General features: G+C 65.0%; 17 protein-coding genes. 14 read left to right on the top strand and 3 right to left on the bottom strand.

The genetic code is table 11. From position 1 onward, the window contains the following. Positions 1 to 60 precede the first annotated feature (60 nt). The 7 genes from F3I62_RS06755 (at position 61) to F3I62_RS06725 (ending at position 6,516) form a co-directional block, all read left to right on the top strand. Entirely contained in the window at positions 61 to 2,499 is a 2,439-nt protein-coding gene (locus tag F3I62_RS06755; protein ID WP_160488881.1) for a Lon protease family protein, read from the top strand. A 188-nt stretch (positions 2,500 to 2,687) separates the two neighbouring features. Continuing rightward, positions 2,688 to 3,029, top strand: coding sequence for a hypothetical protein (locus F3I62_RS06750; RefSeq protein ID WP_160488880.1), 342 nt, complete (start codon positions 2,688 to 2,690; stop codon positions 3,027 to 3,029). A gap of 193 nt (positions 3,030 to 3,222) precedes the next feature. Beyond that, on the top strand, positions 3,223 to 3,717 hold the full coding sequence (locus F3I62_RS06745; RefSeq protein ID WP_160078412.1) for a TIGR00645 family protein: 495 nt from the start codon (positions 3,223 to 3,225) through the stop codon (positions 3,715 to 3,717). A gap of 137 nt (positions 3,718 to 3,854) precedes the next feature. Beyond that, positions 3,855 to 4,160: a DUF6482 family protein gene (locus F3I62_RS06740; protein ID WP_160488879.1), complete on the top strand. Its 306-nt coding sequence runs from the start codon at positions 3,855 to 3,857 to the stop codon at positions 4,158 to 4,160. Next, on the top strand, positions 4,150 to 5,700 hold the full coding sequence (locus F3I62_RS06735) for a cryptochrome/photolyase family protein (RefSeq protein WP_372240088.1): 1,551 nt from the start codon (positions 4,150 to 4,152) through the stop codon (positions 5,698 to 5,700). Before F3I62_RS06740 ends, F3I62_RS06735 begins: the two co-directional genes overlap by 11 nt. Continuing rightward, positions 5,697 to 5,843 carry a DUF2256 domain-containing protein gene (locus tag F3I62_RS06730; protein WP_160488878.1) on the top strand — a complete coding sequence of 49 codons (147 nt, stop codon included), beginning with the start codon at positions 5,697 to 5,699 and terminating at the stop codon, positions 5,841 to 5,843. Before F3I62_RS06735 ends, F3I62_RS06730 begins: the two co-directional genes overlap by 4 nt. 55 nt (positions 5,844 to 5,898) lie before the next feature. After that, entirely contained in the window at positions 5,899 to 6,516 is a 618-nt protein-coding gene (locus F3I62_RS06725) for an FKBP-type peptidyl-prolyl cis-trans isomerase (protein WP_160078416.1), read from the top strand. A gap of 112 nt (positions 6,517 to 6,628) precedes the next feature. Here F3I62_RS06725 and F3I62_RS06720 read toward each other — a convergent pair whose 3' ends face one another. Together F3I62_RS06720 and F3I62_RS06715 are read right to left on the bottom strand one after the other, a co-directional pair. Next, positions 6,629 to 6,874 (bottom strand): hypothetical protein, encoded by a 246-nt coding sequence (locus tag F3I62_RS06720; RefSeq protein WP_160488877.1) that lies wholly within the window; start codon positions 6,872 to 6,874, stop codon positions 6,629 to 6,631. A gap of 133 nt (positions 6,875 to 7,007) precedes the next feature. Further along, complete coding sequence (locus tag F3I62_RS06715; RefSeq protein WP_160488876.1) at positions 7,008 to 7,976, bottom strand: polyprenyl synthetase family protein; 969 nt, start codon at positions 7,974 to 7,976, stop codon at positions 7,008 to 7,010. Between the two features lie 313 nt (positions 7,977 to 8,289). Between F3I62_RS06715 and rplU the strand changes: the two genes are divergently transcribed. From rplU to F3I62_RS06690, 5 genes are all read left to right on the top strand, one after another. Further along, positions 8,290 to 8,601 carry a 50S ribosomal protein L21 gene (gene rplU / locus F3I62_RS06710; RefSeq protein ID WP_160078419.1) on the top strand — a complete coding sequence of 104 codons (312 nt, stop codon included), beginning with the start codon at positions 8,290 to 8,292 and terminating at the stop codon, positions 8,599 to 8,601. Positions 8,602 to 8,624: 23 nt separating this feature from the next. Continuing rightward, positions 8,625 to 8,882 carry a 50S ribosomal protein L27 gene (rpmA, locus tag F3I62_RS06705; RefSeq protein ID WP_160488875.1) on the top strand — a complete coding sequence of 86 codons (258 nt, stop codon included), beginning with the start codon at positions 8,625 to 8,627 and terminating at the stop codon, positions 8,880 to 8,882. A gap of 106 nt (positions 8,883 to 8,988) precedes the next feature. After that, positions 8,989 to 10,215 carry an Obg family GTPase CgtA gene (gene cgtA, locus F3I62_RS06700; RefSeq protein WP_160488874.1) on the top strand — a complete coding sequence of 409 codons (1,227 nt, stop codon included), beginning with the start codon at positions 8,989 to 8,991 and terminating at the stop codon, positions 10,213 to 10,215. 57 nt (positions 10,216 to 10,272) lie between these two features. Further along, on the top strand, positions 10,273 to 11,391 hold the full coding sequence (gene proB, locus F3I62_RS06695; RefSeq protein WP_160488873.1) for a glutamate 5-kinase: 1,119 nt from the start codon (positions 10,273 to 10,275) through the stop codon (positions 11,389 to 11,391). A gap of 11 nt (positions 11,392 to 11,402) precedes the next feature. Beyond that, a complete protein-coding gene (locus tag F3I62_RS06690; RefSeq protein WP_160488872.1) occupies positions 11,403 to 11,864 on the top strand; it encodes a CreA family protein in 462 nt (153 codons plus the stop codon). 99 nt (positions 11,865 to 11,963) lie between these two features. On the opposite strand, the gene rpsT is transcribed toward F3I62_RS06690, so the two are convergent. Next, entirely contained in the window at positions 11,964 to 12,236 is a 273-nt protein-coding gene (gene rpsT / locus F3I62_RS06685; protein ID WP_160078424.1) for a 30S ribosomal protein S20, read from the bottom strand. 194 nt (positions 12,237 to 12,430) lie between these two features. On the opposite strand from rpsT, the gene murJ reads away from it, so the two are divergent. Both murJ and ribF read left to right on the top strand, forming a co-directional pair. Then, complete coding sequence (gene murJ / locus F3I62_RS06680) at positions 12,431 to 13,969, top strand: murein biosynthesis integral membrane protein MurJ (protein ID WP_160488871.1); 1,539 nt, start codon at positions 12,431 to 12,433, stop codon at positions 13,967 to 13,969. Between the two features lie 81 nt (positions 13,970 to 14,050). Continuing rightward, positions 14,051 to 14,989, top strand: a complete 939-nt coding sequence (ribF, locus tag F3I62_RS06675; protein ID WP_160488870.1) for a bifunctional riboflavin kinase/FAD synthetase — start codon at positions 14,051 to 14,053, stop codon at positions 14,987 to 14,989. The last annotated feature ends 24 nt before the right edge of the window (positions 14,990 to 15,013 follow it).

Here is a 15,013-nt window from a genome sequence, read left to right as displayed (position 1 = left end):
CCGATCTCGCCTTGCCTGGCTCTAGCTCGCGAGACTTTGAACAGCTCCTAAGGACTTCCGATGCCCGAATCCTTCGCTGCCGGCCTGCACCTGGCGCCCGATGACCTGACCCGCCCCTTCGCTCCCGAGCAGTTCAATTTCACCACCACCGACGACCTGGAGTTCTTCCGCGGCGTGCTCGGCCAGGAGCGCGCGGTGGAGGCCCTGCAGTTCGGCGTGGCGATGCCGCGCCCGGGCTACAACGTGTTCGTCATGGGCGAGCCCGGCACCGGGCGCTTCTCCTTCGTCAAACGCTACCTCAAGGCCGAGGCCAAGCGCCTGGCCACCCCGGCCGACCGGCTCTACGTCAATCACTTCGACGAGCCGCGCGAGCCGCGTGCGCTGGAGCTGCCGGCCGGTACCGCGGCGGCCTTCACTGCCGATATCGGCCAGCTGATCGACAACCTGCTGTCGACCTTCCCCGCGGTGTTCGAGACGCCGACCTACCAGCAGAAGAAGAGCGGCATCGACCGCATCTTCAACCAGCGCTACGACAAGGCGCTGGACGTGGTCGAGCGCCTGGCGCTGGAGAAGGAGGTGGCGCTGTACCGCGACAGCAGCAACATCGCCTTCACCCCGATGAAGGACGGCAAGGCCCTCGACGAGGCCGAGTTCGCCCAGCTGCCGGAGGCCGAGCGCGAGCGCTTCCATGTCGACATCTCCGCCCTGGAGGAACGACTCAACGACGAGCTGACCGGCCTGCCGCAGTGGAAGCGCGAGCTGAGCAACCAGCTGCGCCAGCTCAACGAGGAAACCATCACCCTGGCGCTGCAGCCGCTGCTGGCGCCGTTGTCGGAAAAATACGCGGAAAATGCCGGGGTCTGCGCCTACCTGCAGGCGATGCAGGTCAACCTGCTGAAGACCGTGGTCGACCAGCTGGCCGACGAGAAGCCCGACGCACAGCGCCGCGAGGCTCTCGAGGAGCAGTACTGCCCGAGCCTGGTGGTGGGCCATCACGTCGACGGCGGCGCGCCGGTGGTGTTCGAGTCGCACCCGACCTACGACAACCTGTTCGGCCGCATCGAGTACAGCACCGACCAGGGCGCGCTCTATACCAGCTACCGGCAGCTGCGCCCCGGTGCCCTGCACCGCGCCAATGGCGGCTTCCTGATCCTCGAGGCGGAGAAGCTGCTCGGCGAGCCCTTCGTCTGGGAAGCGCTCAAGCGCGCCCTGCATTCGCGCCAGCTGAAGATGGAGTCACCGCTCGGCGACCTGGGGCGCATCGCCACCGTGACCCTGACCCCGCAGGTGATCCCGCTGCAGCTCAAGGTGGTGATCATCGGCTCGCGGCAGATCTACTACACCCTGCAGGACCTCGATCCGGACTTCCAGGAAATGTTCCGCGTGCTGGTCGACTTCGACGAGGACATTCCGCTGGCCGACGACAGCCTGGAGCAGTTCGCCCAGCTGCTCAAGACCCGCACCTCGGAGGAGGGCATGGCGCCGCTGACGGCTTCCGCGGTGGCCCGCCTGGCGACCTACAGTGCGCGCCTGGCCGAGCATCAGGGGCGCCTGTCGGCGCGCATCGGCGACCTGTTCCAGCTGGTCAGCGAGGCCGACTTCATCCGCCAGCTGGCCAGCGAGACGGTCACCGACGTCGGCCATATCGAGCGCGCGCTGCGGGCCAAGGCCACCCGCACCGGGCGGGTCTCGGCGCGGATCATCGACGACATGCTGGCCGGCATCATCCTGATCGACACCGCCGGCGCCGCCGTGGGCAAGTGCAACGGCCTGACCGTGCTGGAAGTCGGCGACTCGGCCTTCGGCGTGCCGGCGCGGATCTCGGCCACGGTCTACCCGGGCGGCTCGGGCATCGTCGATATCGAGCGCGAGGTCAACCTCGGCCAGCCGATCCACTCCAAGGGGGTGATGATCCTCACCGGCTACCTGGGCAGCCGCTACGCTCAGGAGTTCCCCCTGGAAATCTCCGCGAGCATCGCCCTGGAGCAGTCCTACGGCTACGTCGACGGCGACAGCGCCTCGCTGGGCGAGGTCTGCACGCTGATCTCCGCCCTGTCGCGCACCCCGCTCAAGCAGTGCTTCGCCATCACCGGTTCGATCAACCAGTTTGGCGAGGTGCAGGCGGTCGGCGGGGTCAACGAGAAGATCGAGGGCTTCTTCCGCCTGTGCGAGGCGCGCGGCCTGACCGGCGAGCAGGGCGTGATCATCCCGCACTCCAACGTCACCACCCTGATGCTCGACGAGCGCGTGCTGCAGGCGGTGCGCGGCGGCCTGTTCCATGTCTATGCGGTGCGCCAAGTCGACGAGGCGCTCAGCCTGCTGGTCGGCGAGGCGGCGGGCAGCCCGGACGAGCAGGGCCAGTTCCCGGCCGGCAGCGTCAATGCGCGGGTGGTCGAGCGCCTGCGCAGCATCGCCGAGATGGGCATGGAGGAAGAGGAGAAGGCCGAGGAGGTCAAGCCCAAGGCAGCCAAACCGGTGGCGAAGAAGCCCGCGCCATGAGGGAGCGGTCTACCGACAACTGGTCAGTCATCGAACAGCTGTCGGGCGACCATAAGGGACGCCGCACGGAGCGGTTTTCCCCCGTGCCGTCCACAGAGTTATCCACAGTTTGCGGGGGTAACTTTTATCCTTCCCGAGTGCGGTTACGGGGTGTAGGCTGAGAGCCAGACCTCGCGAGGACCGCCGTCATGCCGCGCAGCCTCTGTCTTACCCGTCAGTGCCTTGGCCTGAACACGCGCATCGAATGCCTGATCCACCCGCTGGCCGGCGATCGCGGCCTGTGGACGCTGCTCTGCGCGGCCGGCATGTCGGCCGCGCAACCCTCGGCGATCAAGGCGCAGGGCCCGTTCCACGGGCGCCTGGAGGCCGAATCCGTGCTCGAGTCGATAGCCCAGTGCCTGGCGGTGCAGGGCTACAACGAGTGCGCCGATCCGCCGATCTGGCGCCTGCATCTGCAGGCCGAGCTGCGCCGGCTCAACGGCGAGAGCTATCCGCATTCCCGGGATTACCAGTTCCGTCCGGAAAAATGACCCGGGCGTTGCGCGCTTTTTGCGCAATGCGCGCGCTGCCGCGCAGGGGCTGTCTTGCAGCCAGGTTTCCCGACCCTACCCACAAGGTTATCCACAGCGAACGGGGATAAATCCGGCAGCGCGTTGTCGTCTTTGTCCGGACAGGTTGGCTGGGTATACTCGCCGCCAGTTTTTCCGACCTTGGCGAGAGCACATGGAACGCTTTATCGAAAACGCGATGTACGCTTCGCGCTGGCTGCTGGCGCCGATCTACTTCGGCCTGTCCCTGGCCCTGCTGGCGCTGGCGCTGAAATTCTTCCAGGAAGTCATCCACATCATGCCGGCGATCTTCAGCCTGGATGAGGCGACCCTCATCCTCAAGCTGCTGTCGCTGATCGACATGGCGCTGGTCGGCGGCCTGCTGGTGATGGTGATGATTTCCGGCTACGAGAACTTCGTCTCCCAGCTGGATATCGAAGACGGCAAGGAGAAGCTCAGCTGGCTGGGCAAGATGGACTCCGGCTCGCTGAAGATGAAGGTGGCCGCCTCCATCGTCGCCATCTCCTCGATCCACCTGCTCAAGGTGTTCATGGATGCCAAGAGCTACGATCCCGATCACCTGATGTGGTACGTGATCATCCACATGACCTTCGTGGTTTCGGCCTTTGCCATGGGCTATCTGGACAAGCTGACCAAGCACGACCACTGACCCGCCGCATTGCTGTGCCAGCCGCCCGGCCGTTGCAGAACGGACGGGCGGTTGCGTTTTCGCCTTGCGCAAAACTAAATATGTACAAAACTATATTTTGTACATATCGTTGTATAGCTTTGTTGGCGAGGTGTCCCATGAAACTGCACGATCTGCTGGTCCATGCGCATGCTGGTCATGTGGATGAACTCAACCTGGTTTCCCTGGAAGGCGGCATCTATGTGCTGGAGGTGCACATGGATGGCAAGGCGCTGCCGGTCAAGGACGAGCACGGCAAGATCCTCCACCTGCGCTCGGTCGAGCATGCGCGCGATGTGCTGCAGCAACTGCCGCGCCTGCCGTTCCATCTGGTGCATGCCGAGGTCCACGACGAGATGTGTGGCATGCAGCCGGCGGCCTGTCAGCCCCTGCGTGTACCCATCTCGATGAACAGTGCCTGGTAGCGCGGGCGCGGTGCGCCGGCTCGGGCTGGTGCTGGGCGATCAGCTGTCCTTCGATCTGGCGCTGCTGACGGCGCTGAACCCGGCGCAGGATGCCCTGCTGATGGCGGAGGTGGCAGAGGAGGCCGGTTATGTAGCGCACCATCCGCAGAAGATCGCGTTGATCTTCAGTGCCATGCGCCACTTTGCCGAGGCGCTGCGTGAGCGGGGCTGGCGGGTGCACTATGTGCGTCTCGACGATGCGGCCAACACCGGCTCGCTGGTTGGCGAGCTGCGCCGCTGGGCGACGCGGCTGGCGGCTGGCGAGGTGCATGTCAACGAATGCGGCGAGTGGCGCCTGGAGCAGGCGCTGCGTGGCGCCGGCCTGCCGCTGGTGTGGCATGCGGATCGGCGCTTCCTCTGCGGGCGCGGCGAGTTCGCGGCCTGGGCCCGCGGCAGGAAGCAACTGCGCATGGAGTACTTCTACCGCGAGATGCGCCGCAAGAGCGGCCTGCTGCTCAATGGCGACGGCACGCCGGTCGGTGGCGCATGGAACTTCGATGCGGACAATCGCAAGGCGCTGCCCAGAGGCAGCAAGGCGCCGTTGACGCTGCGCTTTGCCCATGACGCCATCACCCGCGAGGTGCTGGAGCTGGTGGCGGCACGCTTCAGCCATCATTACGGCACGCTGGAACGTTTCGACTACCCGGTAACCCACGCCGAGGCCGAGGCGCTGTGGGCGCATTTCCTCGACTTCGCCCTGCCGGCCTTTGGCGATTACCAGGATGCCATGGCCACCGGGGAGCCCTTCCTGTTCCACGCGCGCATCAGTGCGGCGCTCAACATCGGCCTGCTCGATCTGCGCCGTCTGTGCGCGGATGTCGAGGCGGCCTACTGGGCCGGGCGCGTGCCGCTGAACGCCGCCGAGGGCTTCATCCGCCAGCTGATCGGCTGGCGCGAGTACGTGCGCGGCATCTACTGGCTGCACATGCCGGGCTACGCCACGCGCAATGCCTTCGGCAACACCCGGCCGTTGCCGGCGTTCTACTGGACCGGGCAGACCCGGATGAACTGCATGCGCCAGGCCATCGGCCAGACGCTCGAATACGCCTATGCCCACCATATCCAGCGGCTGATGGTGACCGGCAACTTCGCCCTGCTCGCCGGCATCGCCCCGCAGCAGGTATGCGACTGGTACCTGGCCGTCTACCTAGATGCCTTCGACTGGGTCGAGCTGCCCAACACCCTGGGCATGGTGATGCATGCCGACGGCGGTTTTCTGGGCTCCAAGCCCTATTGCGCCAGCGGCCAGTACATCAAGCGCATGTCCGACTACTGCGGCGGCTGCGCCTACAAGGTTGCCGAGAGCACCGGCGAGCAGGCCTGTCCGTTCAATGCGCTGTACTGGCACTTCCTCATGCGCCACCAGGACCAGCTGGGCGGTAACCAGCGCCTGGGCATGGTCTACAAGAACCTCGAACGCATGCCCGAGGCCAGGCGGCAAGCCCTGTGGCAGCGCGGCGAGCAGCTGCTGGCGCGCCTGGATGCCGGGCAGGCGCCGTGAGCAAGGCCGAGCTGCCGCTCAAGCACTGTGCGGTCTGCGGCTTGCCCTTCCGCTGGCGGAAAAAGTGGGCACGCTGCTGGGATGAGGTGCGCCATTGCTCCGAGCGCTGCCGACGAAATCGCGCGCCCCGGCCAGCGTCTTGAGCGGGGCTCTGTGCTAGTCTGGCCGCCCTTTTTTGCCCGCTAGTGGAGCCCAGCCATGTCCGAAGTCAATCTGTCCACCGACGAGAGCCGCGTCAGCTACGGTATCGGCCGTCAGCTGGGTGACCAGCTGCGCGACAACCCGCCGCCCGGCGTCAGCCTGGATGCCGTGGTCGCCGGCCTGCGCGACGCCTTTGCCGGCCAGGCCAGCCGCGTGTCCTCGGAAGAACTGAATGCCAGCTTCCGTGTGATCCGCGAAATCATGCAGGCCGAAGCCGCGGCCAAGGCCGAGGTCGCCGCCGGCGCCGGGCGCAGCTACCTGATCGACAACGCCAAGCGTGATGGCGTGACCGTGCTGGAGTCGGGTCTGCAGTACGAAGTGCTGGTGGCCGGCGAAGGCGCCAAGCCGTCGCGCGAAGACCACGTGCGCACCCACTACCACGGCACCCTGATCGACGGCACCGTGTTCGACAGCTCCTACGAGCGTGGCGAACCGGCCGAGTTTCCGGTGGGTGGCGTGATCGCCGGCTGGGTCGAGGCCCTGCAACTGATGAATACCGGCAGCAAGTGGCGTCTGCATGTACCGAGCGAGCTGGCCTATGGCGGCCAGGCCGTCGGCAGCATCCCGCCGCACAGCGTGCTGGTGTTCGACGTCGAGCTGCTCGACATCCTGTAAGAGTGGTGCCCGGGCGCTCGTCCTGAGCGCCCGGGCACCTGCAGGGGCGCCTTTGCTCCTGCTGCCCGGCCAGCCCCTGCAGAGGCCGCCAGGCGCCTGACGCGTCCCTGCGTCAGTGCGATGATTCCTCATGGGGGCGCAGGGCGCGGGCGTAGCAGAACAGGAACAGGCTGCGGACCAGCTCCTTGAGCACGCTCGGCTCGCTGGAGTTCAGGCCGTTCAGGTCGAGATCGCCCTGGTCGCGCAGTTCATCGATGGCTTCCTCTTCCAGCAGCGCGCACACCGCCCCGGTTTCCCGATTGAGAATGCGCAGGTAGGGATTCGGGCGATCCAGCCAGGCATCGATCAAGTAGGTCATGGTTCAGCTCCTTGTCGTTAAACTCGAAGGTGAGAATAATTCCTATTCAAATAATAGCAAGTCTCAATCGCATCTTTTCGTCGGGCAATAAAAAGCCCGTCGCAGGGACGGGCTCTTGGGCTGGCGCGTGGCCTCAGTGGGTGCGTGCCACGGCGAAGCGGCACAGCTCAATCAGGGCGCTGCGGTGGGTGTTGTCCGGCAGGGCGTCGAGGCAGGCGATGGCGTGGTCGGCATGCTCGCGTGCCAGTTGGGCGGTATAGGCCAGCGAGCCGGAAGCGGCCACGGCGGCGCGGATGCTTTCCAGGTCCTCGATGCCACCTTTCTGGATCGCCGTGCGGACCAGGGCGGCCTGTTCGGCGCTGCCTTCGCGCATGGTGTAGATCAGCGGCAGGGTCGGCTTGCCCTCGGCCAGGTCGTCGCCGACGTTCTTGCCCAGGGTCGCCGCATCGCCCTGGTAGTCGAGCAGGTCGTCGACCAACTGGAAGGCGATCCCCAGGTGGTCGCCAAAGTGGCGCAGGGCTTCGCTCTGTGCGCTGTCGGCGCCGGCCAGGGCGGCGGCACTGTGGGTGGAGGCCTCGAAGAGCATGGCAGTCTTGCCGCGGATGACCTCCATGTAGGTCTCTTCCGTGGTGCTGGCGTCGCGCACCTTGGACAGCTGCAGCACTTCGCCTTCGGCGATCACCCGGGTGGCGCGCGAGAGGATCTTCATCACCGGCATGCAGCCGAGCTCGACCATCATCTCGAAGGAGCGCGAATAGAGGAAGTCGCCGACCAGCACGCTCGGTGCATTGCCCCACTGCGCGTTAGCGGTGGCGCGGCCGCGGCGCATGCCGGACATGTCGACCACGTCGTCATGCAGCAGGGTGGCGGTGTGCAGGAACTCGATGGTCGCGGCCAGCAGGCGCAGGTCGTCGGCCTGGTAGCCCAGGGCCTTGCCGCTGAGCAGGACCAGCAGCGGGCGCAGGCGTTTGCCGCCGGCGGAGATGATGTAGTCGCCGATCTTTTCCACCAGAGGCACGCGCGATACCAGCTGGCGGCGGATGATGCCGTCGACGGCGGCGAAATCGTCCGCCACCACGCTGTAGAAGGCCTGGGGTTGCATCGTTGACGGGGCTCCTGGGGCTGGGCGCTGTCCGGTACCGGTCGAGGGCGCGGAATCAGCGGGGCGCGCGGCAGCTAGGCCGGTGCTCGGGCGGATTGCGCGGCATGCTAGGGGGCGGGGTAGGGGCTGTCAAGGCAAGTGCTGGCGGGGCTTGCCTCGCCAACGGGGTTTCCGTACAATCGCGGCCCCTAACTTCTTTGGGCACTCCCTGCCTTACGCAATTGCTAGGGTTCGACACTGACCCAAGCAGCCATGCCGGCCAATAACTCTTCCTATAAAGAGTCGGGTGAGCAGGTTTAACGGAGAGATATCCATGTACGCTGTAATTGTTACCGGTGGCAAGCAATACAAGGTCGCCGAAGGTGAGTTCCTCAAGATCGAGAAGCTGGAAGTCGCCACTGGCGAATCCGTGACTTTCGATCGCGTTCTGCTGATCGGCAACGGTGAAGACGTCAAAATCGGCGCTCCGGTAGTTGAAGGCGCGAAGGTTGTTGCCGAAGTGACTGCCCAGGGCCGTCATGACAAAGTGACCATCATCAAGTTCCGCCGCCGCAAGCACCACATGAAGCGTCAGGGCCACCGTCAGTGGTTCACCGAAATCAAGATCACTGGCATCCAAGCCTGATCCCAGTCTGGAGTATTTGACTCATGGCACACAAAAAAGCTGGCGGTAGTACTCGTAACGGCCGCGACTCAGAAAGCAAACGCCTTGGCGTGAAGATGTATGGCAGCCAGGCTATCAAGGCCGGCAACATCATCGTGCGTCAGCGCGGCACCCAATTCCACGCTGGCTACGGCGTTGGCATGGGCAAAGACCACACCCTGTTCGCTAAAGTCGACGGCGTGGTCAAGTTCGAAGTTAAGGGCGCCTTCGGTCGCCGTTACGTGAGCGTCGTGGCTGCCTAAGCCCGCGCTTGCTGAAAAAGCCCTGTCTCGCGACGGGGCTTTTTTGTTTCTGTATATCCTGTATCCAGTGTTCCATTAGCCCGTCGCCGAGACGGGAGGCGTACCCATGAAATTCGTCGATGAAGTTTCGATTTTTGTAAAAGCCGGCGACGGCGGTAACGGCATGATGAGCTTTCGTCGCGAGAAGTTCATCGAGAAGGGTGGCCCTAACGGCGGCGATGGTGGCGATGGTGGCTCCATTTTCATGGAGGCCGATCCGAACCTGAATACCCTGGTCGACTATCGCTATACCCGTCGCTTCAATGCGCGCAATGGCGAGAAGGGTGGCAGCACCGAATGTACCGGTGCCAAGGGTGAGGATCTGATCCTGCCGGTGCCGGTCGGTACCACGGTTATCGACGCCAGCACCCAGGAGATCATCGGTGACCTGACCAAGCCGGGTCAGCGCCTGATGGTGGCGCAGGGTGGTTGGCACGGCCTGGGCAATACCCGCTTCAAGTCCAGCACCAACCGTGCGCCGCGCCAGACCACGCCGGGCAAGCCGGGCGAGTCGCGTGACCTCAAGCTGGAGCTCAAGGTGCTGGCCGATGTCGGTCTGCTCGGTCTGCCCAACGCCGGCAAGAGTACCTTCATTCGCTCGGTATCGGCGGCCAAGCCGAAGGTGGCGGATTACCCCTTCACCACCCTGGTGCCGAACCTGGGCGTGGTCAGTGTCGGGCGCTACAAGAGCTTCGTGGTTGCGGACATTCCGGGGCTGATCGAGGGTGCTTCCGAAGGGGCGGGCCTGGGCATTCGCTTCCTCAAGCACCTGGCGCGTACCCGGCTGCTGCTGCATCTGGTCGACATGGCTCCGCTGGACCAGAGCGATCCGGCCGAGGCGGCCGAGGTGATCATCCGCGAGCTGGAGAAATTCAGCCCGGCCCTGGCTGACCGAGATCGCTGGCTGGTGCTGAACAAGGCCGACCAGCTGCTTGATGACGAGCGCGAGGAGCGCATGCGCGCGGTGATCGATCATTTGGGCTGGGACGGCCCGGTGTTTGTCATCTCTGCCCTGGAGGGCGAGGGGACCGAGGCGCTGAGTCAGGCAATCATGCGCTATCTCGACGAGCGCGAGCTGCGCAAGGCCGAGGATCCGGCCTATGCCGAGGAGCTGGCGGAGCTGGATCGGCGCATCGAGGGTGAGGCGCGTGCCCGTCTACAGGCGCTGGACGACAAGCGTGCGCTGCGCAAGGCGGGGCTGAAAAGCGTCGATGACATCGGTGATGACGATGTCTGGGATGATGATTTCGAGGATGACGAAGATGGTCCGGAGATCATCTACGTTCGCGATTGAGGTATCGTACAGCGCCGCTTGATAGCGGCGTTGTGCTGACTGGCTGGGGTTAATGACATGCGGGACAAGGTGACCGGCGCCCAGCGCTGGGTGGTGAAGATCGGTAGTGCGCTGCTGACGGCGGACGGGCGTGGCCTGGATCGTGCCGCGATGGCGGTGTGGGTCGAGCAGATGGTGGCGCTGCGCGAGGCGGGCGTCGAGCTGGTGCTGGTGTCCTCCGGGGCGGTGGCGGCCGGCATGAGCCGCCTGGGCTGGGCGTCCCGCCCCAGTGCCATCCATGAGCTGCAGGCGGCGGCGGCCGTCGGGCAGATGGGCTTGGTGCAGGCCTGGGAGTCGAGCTTCGGCGAACACGGCAAACACACGGCGCAGGTGCTGCTGACCCATGATGACCTGTCGGACCGCAAGCGCTACCTGAATGCGCGCAGCACCCTGCGTACCCTGGTCGAGCTCGGCACCATTCCGGTGATCAACGAGAACGACACGGTGGTCACCGACGAGATCCGTTTCGGTGACAACGATACCCTGGCGGCGCTGGTGGCCAACCTGGTCGAGGCTGATCTGCTGGTGATCCTCACCGATCGTGACGGCATGTTCGATGCAGACCCGCGGCACAATCCCGATGCTCAGCTGATTTTCGAGGCGCGCGCCGATGACCCGTCGCTGGATGCGGTGGCGGGCGGCACCGGTGGTGCGCTGGGGCGTGGCGGCATGCAGACCAAGCTGCGCGCTGCGCGCCTGGCGGCGCGTTCCGGTGCCTATACGGTGATAGTCGGAGGGCGCATCGAGCGCGTGCTTGATCGGCTCAAGGCTGGCGAGCGTCTGGGTACCCTGCTGGCGCCCGAGCGTGGCCTGCTGGCGGCGCGCAAGCAGTGGCTGGCTGGGCATCTGCAGACGCGCGGTACGCTGACCCTGGATGCCGGGGCGGTGAAGGCCCTGCTGCAGGGGCACAAGAGCCTGCTGCCGGTCGGGGTCAAGGAGGTGCAGGGCAGTTTCCGCCGTGGCGAGATGGTGGTCTGTGTCGGTCCGGATGGTCGCGAGATTGCCCGTGGCCTGGCCAACTACAGCGCCCAGGAGGCGCAGAAGATCGTCGGCCAGCCGTCGGATGCCATCGAGAAATTGCTGGGTTATGTCGATGAGCCAGAGCTGGTGCATCGGGACAACCTGATTCTGGTCTGAGGAGGGTGCGAATGCGTATGGCAAAAGGATTGCTGGGTGGTTTGCTGTTGCTGCCGCTGATGGCGTCGGCGGAAGAGATCGGCGAGGTTTCCACTGTGTTCAAGTGGGTCGGTCCGAACGACAAGATCGTCGTCGAGGCCTTCGACGACCCGCGGGTGGAGGGGGTGACCTGCTACCTGTCGCGCGCCAAGACCGGTGGCGTCAAGGGTGGTCTGGGTTTGGCCGAGGATCGCGCCGAGGCGTCGATTGCCTGTCGCCAGGTTGGGCCGATCCGCTTTGCCGGCAAGCTCAAGGATGGCGAGGAGGTGTTCAAGGAGCGCACCTCGCTGGTGTTCAAGACCATGCAGGTGGTGCGTTTCTTCGATGAGGGGCGCAACACCCTGGTCTATCTGGTCTACAGCGACCGGATCATCGAGGGTAGTCCGCAGAACGCGGTGACCGCCATTCCGATCCTGCCCTGGGCGGGGCAGTAGGACGATAAAAAGCCGGAGCATGCTCCGGCTTTTTTCTGTCAGGCAAAATCCGGGCAATAAAAAACCGGCCAGAGGCCGGTTCTTCATGAGCGGTACATCTTAGGCGGCGGTAGCCAGTGCCTTGATGTGACCGTTCAGGCGGCTCTTGTGACGAGCAGCTTTGTTCTTGTGGATGATGCCTTTGTCGGCCATGCGGTCGATTACAGGCACAGCCAGAACGTAAGCGGTTTGCGCTTTTTCCAGGTCCTTGGCGTCGATAGCCTTGACCACGTTCTTGATGTAGGTACGAACCATGGAGCGCAGGCTGGCGTTATGGCTACGACGCTTCTCAGCCTGTTTTGCGCGTTTTTTGGCAGAAGGTGTATTGGCCACCGTCAAGCTCCTCGAGAAAAAACTGGGGGATAGCAACAAATAAGGCCGCGAATCATGCCGAGGCGAGGCCCATATGTCAAGCGCATTAGCATCCCGGTGTGCTGGCCTGACCAGTGGCGGGCCGTTACACTCGACGCCTTTGCGCGGCAGCGGATTGTCCGCGACTGCGCGCGTTTGCGGAAGTCGAATATTCCATGAATTTGCTCAAGTCGCTGGCGGCCGTCAGCTCCCTGACCATGCTTTCCCGGGTGCTGGGCTTCGTTCGCGATACCTTGATTGCGCGGATTTTCGGCGCCGGAGTCGCCTCGGACGCCTGGGTGGTGGCCTTCAAGCTGCCCAACCTGTTGCGCCGGATCTTTGCCGAGGGCGCCTTTTCCCAGGCCTTCGTGCCGATTCTGGCGGAGTACAAGACCCAGCAGGGCGAAGAGGCGACGCGTACCTTTGTCGCCTATGTGTCGGGGTTGCTGACGCTGGTGCTGGCGCTGGTGACGCTGCTGGGGATTCTCGCCGCGCCCTGGATCGTCTGGGTTTCCGCGCCGGGCTTTGCCGATGAGGCGGAGCGTTTCGGCCTGACCACCGATCTGCTGCGCCTGACCTTTCCTTATATCCTGCTGATTTCGCTGTCGTCGCTGGCGGGCGCGGTGCTGAATACCTGGAACCGCTTCTCGGTGCCGGCCTTCGTGCCGACCCTGCTCAATCTCAGCATGATCGGCTTCATGCTGTTTCTGGCGCCGTACTTCGATCCGCCCATCGAGGCGCTGGGCTGGGCGGTGCTGGTCGGCGGCCTGTTGCAGCTGCTGTACCAGCTGCCGCACCTGAAGAAGATCGGCATGCTCGTGCTGCCGCGCCTGAGCTTTCGCGATACCGGCGTGTGGCGCGTGCTCAAGCAGATGGGGCCGGCGATCTTCGGTGTTTCGGTCAGCCAGATCTCGCTGATCATCAACACCATCTTCGCCTCCTTCCTGGTCGCCGGCTCGGTGTCCTGGATGTATTACGCCGACCGCCTGATGGAGCTGCCGTCCGGGGTGCTGGGGGTGGCGCTGGGCACCATCCTGTTGCCGGCCCTGTCGAAGACCTATGCCAGCGCCAATCGCGAGGAGTATTCGCGCCTGCTCGACTGGGGTTTGCGCCTGTGTTTCCTGCTGGTGCTGCCCTGTGCCCTGGCGCTGGCCGTGCTGGCCGAGCCGCTGACCGTTTCGCTGTTCCAGTACGGCAAGTTCACCGGCAATGATGCGGACATGACCCAGCAGGCCTTGATTGCCTATTCGGTCGGCCTGCTCGGCATCATCCTGGTGAAGATCCTCGCGCCGGGCTTCTATGCCCAGCAGAACATCAAGACGCCGGTACGCATCGCCATCTTCACCCTGGTCATTACCCAGCTGCTCAACCTGGCCCTGATCAAGCCCCTGGCGCATGCCGGCCTGGCCTTGGCGATCAGCCTGGGGGCCTGTCTGAACGCCGGCCTGCTCTACTGGTTCCTGCGGCGCGGCGGCTTGTTCCGGCCGCAGCCGGGCTGGCCGCTGTTTCTCGGCAAGCTGCTGCTGGCGGTGGCGGTGATGACGGTGGCGCTGCTGCTGGCCCTGCATTTCATGCCGCCGTGGGCCGAGGGCACCATGCTCGTGCGCCTGCTGCGCCTGGGCGGCCTAGTGACGCTTGGGGTGCTGGCTTATTTCGGCGTGCTGTTGTTGCTGGGCTTCCGTCTGCGCGACTTTGCCCGGCGCTCGGTGTCCTGAGGCGCGCGGCGGCGACGCACTGCCTGTTGTCCGTCGCCGCCTGTGCGTATAATCGACCACTTTGTAAGCAAGAAGCGCGCTATGCAGCTGGTCCGCGGTCTTCACAATCTGCTACCCCTGAGCCAGGGATGCGTTGCCACGATCGGCAATTTCGACGGCGTGCACCGGGGCCACCAGGCCATCCTGGCGCGCTTGCGCGAACGCGCGATCGAGCTCGGCGTGCCCAGTTGCGTGGTGATCTTCGAGCCCCAGCCGCGCGAGTTCTTCGGCCCCGACACGGCGCCTGCCCGTCTGACCCGCCTGCGCGAGAAGCTCGAGCTGCTGGCCGGGCAGGGTGTCGACCGGGTGCTGTGCCTGGCCTTCAACCGGCGTCTGCGCGAACTGTCGGCGGCCGAGTTCGTGCGCCAGGTGCTGGTCGACGGCCTGGGCGTCAGGCATCTGGAGGTCGGTGACGATTTCCGCTTCGGTTGCGATCGCTCCGGCGACTTCGCCTTCCTGGTTCAGGCTGGTGCGCAGCAGGGCTTCAGCGTCGAGGCGGCGTTGACGGTCGAGCTGGATGCCGATCGGGTCAGCAGCACCCGGGTGCGTCAGGCGCTGCAGGCGGGTGAGCTGGAGCTGGCGGAGCGCCTGCTCGGCCGCCCCTTCGCCTTGACCGGGCGGGTGTTGCACGGGCAGAAACTGGCGCGCCAGCTCGGCACGCCCACCGCCAATGTGCAGCTCAAGCGGCGTCAGCCGCCGCTGCGCGGGGTGTTTCTGGTCAGTGCGCTGGTCGATGGCCAGCGTTACCGGGGAGTGGCCAATATCGGCCAGCGACCAACGGTCGCCGGCGATGGTCGTCCCCACCTGGAAGTGCATCTGCTGGATTTCGCCGGTGACCTGTATGGCCGGCGCCTGACGGTGATTTTCCACCACAAGCTGCGCGATGAGCAGCGTTTCGCCTCTCTGGAGGCGCTGAAGGCCGCGATAGACGCGGATGTCGCTGCCGCCCGGGCCTACTGGCTGGGTCAGCCGCTTGATTGATCACCGCTTGACTGAATTGAGCCC

The organism is Pseudomonas sp. R-28-1W-6, assembly GCF_009799925.1.
Lineage (GTDB): Bacteria > Pseudomonadota > Gammaproteobacteria > Pseudomonadales > Pseudomonadaceae > Aquipseudomonas.
Note: the sequence above shows the minus strand (reverse complement) of the source record. Positions and strands in the feature narration are given on the sequence as shown.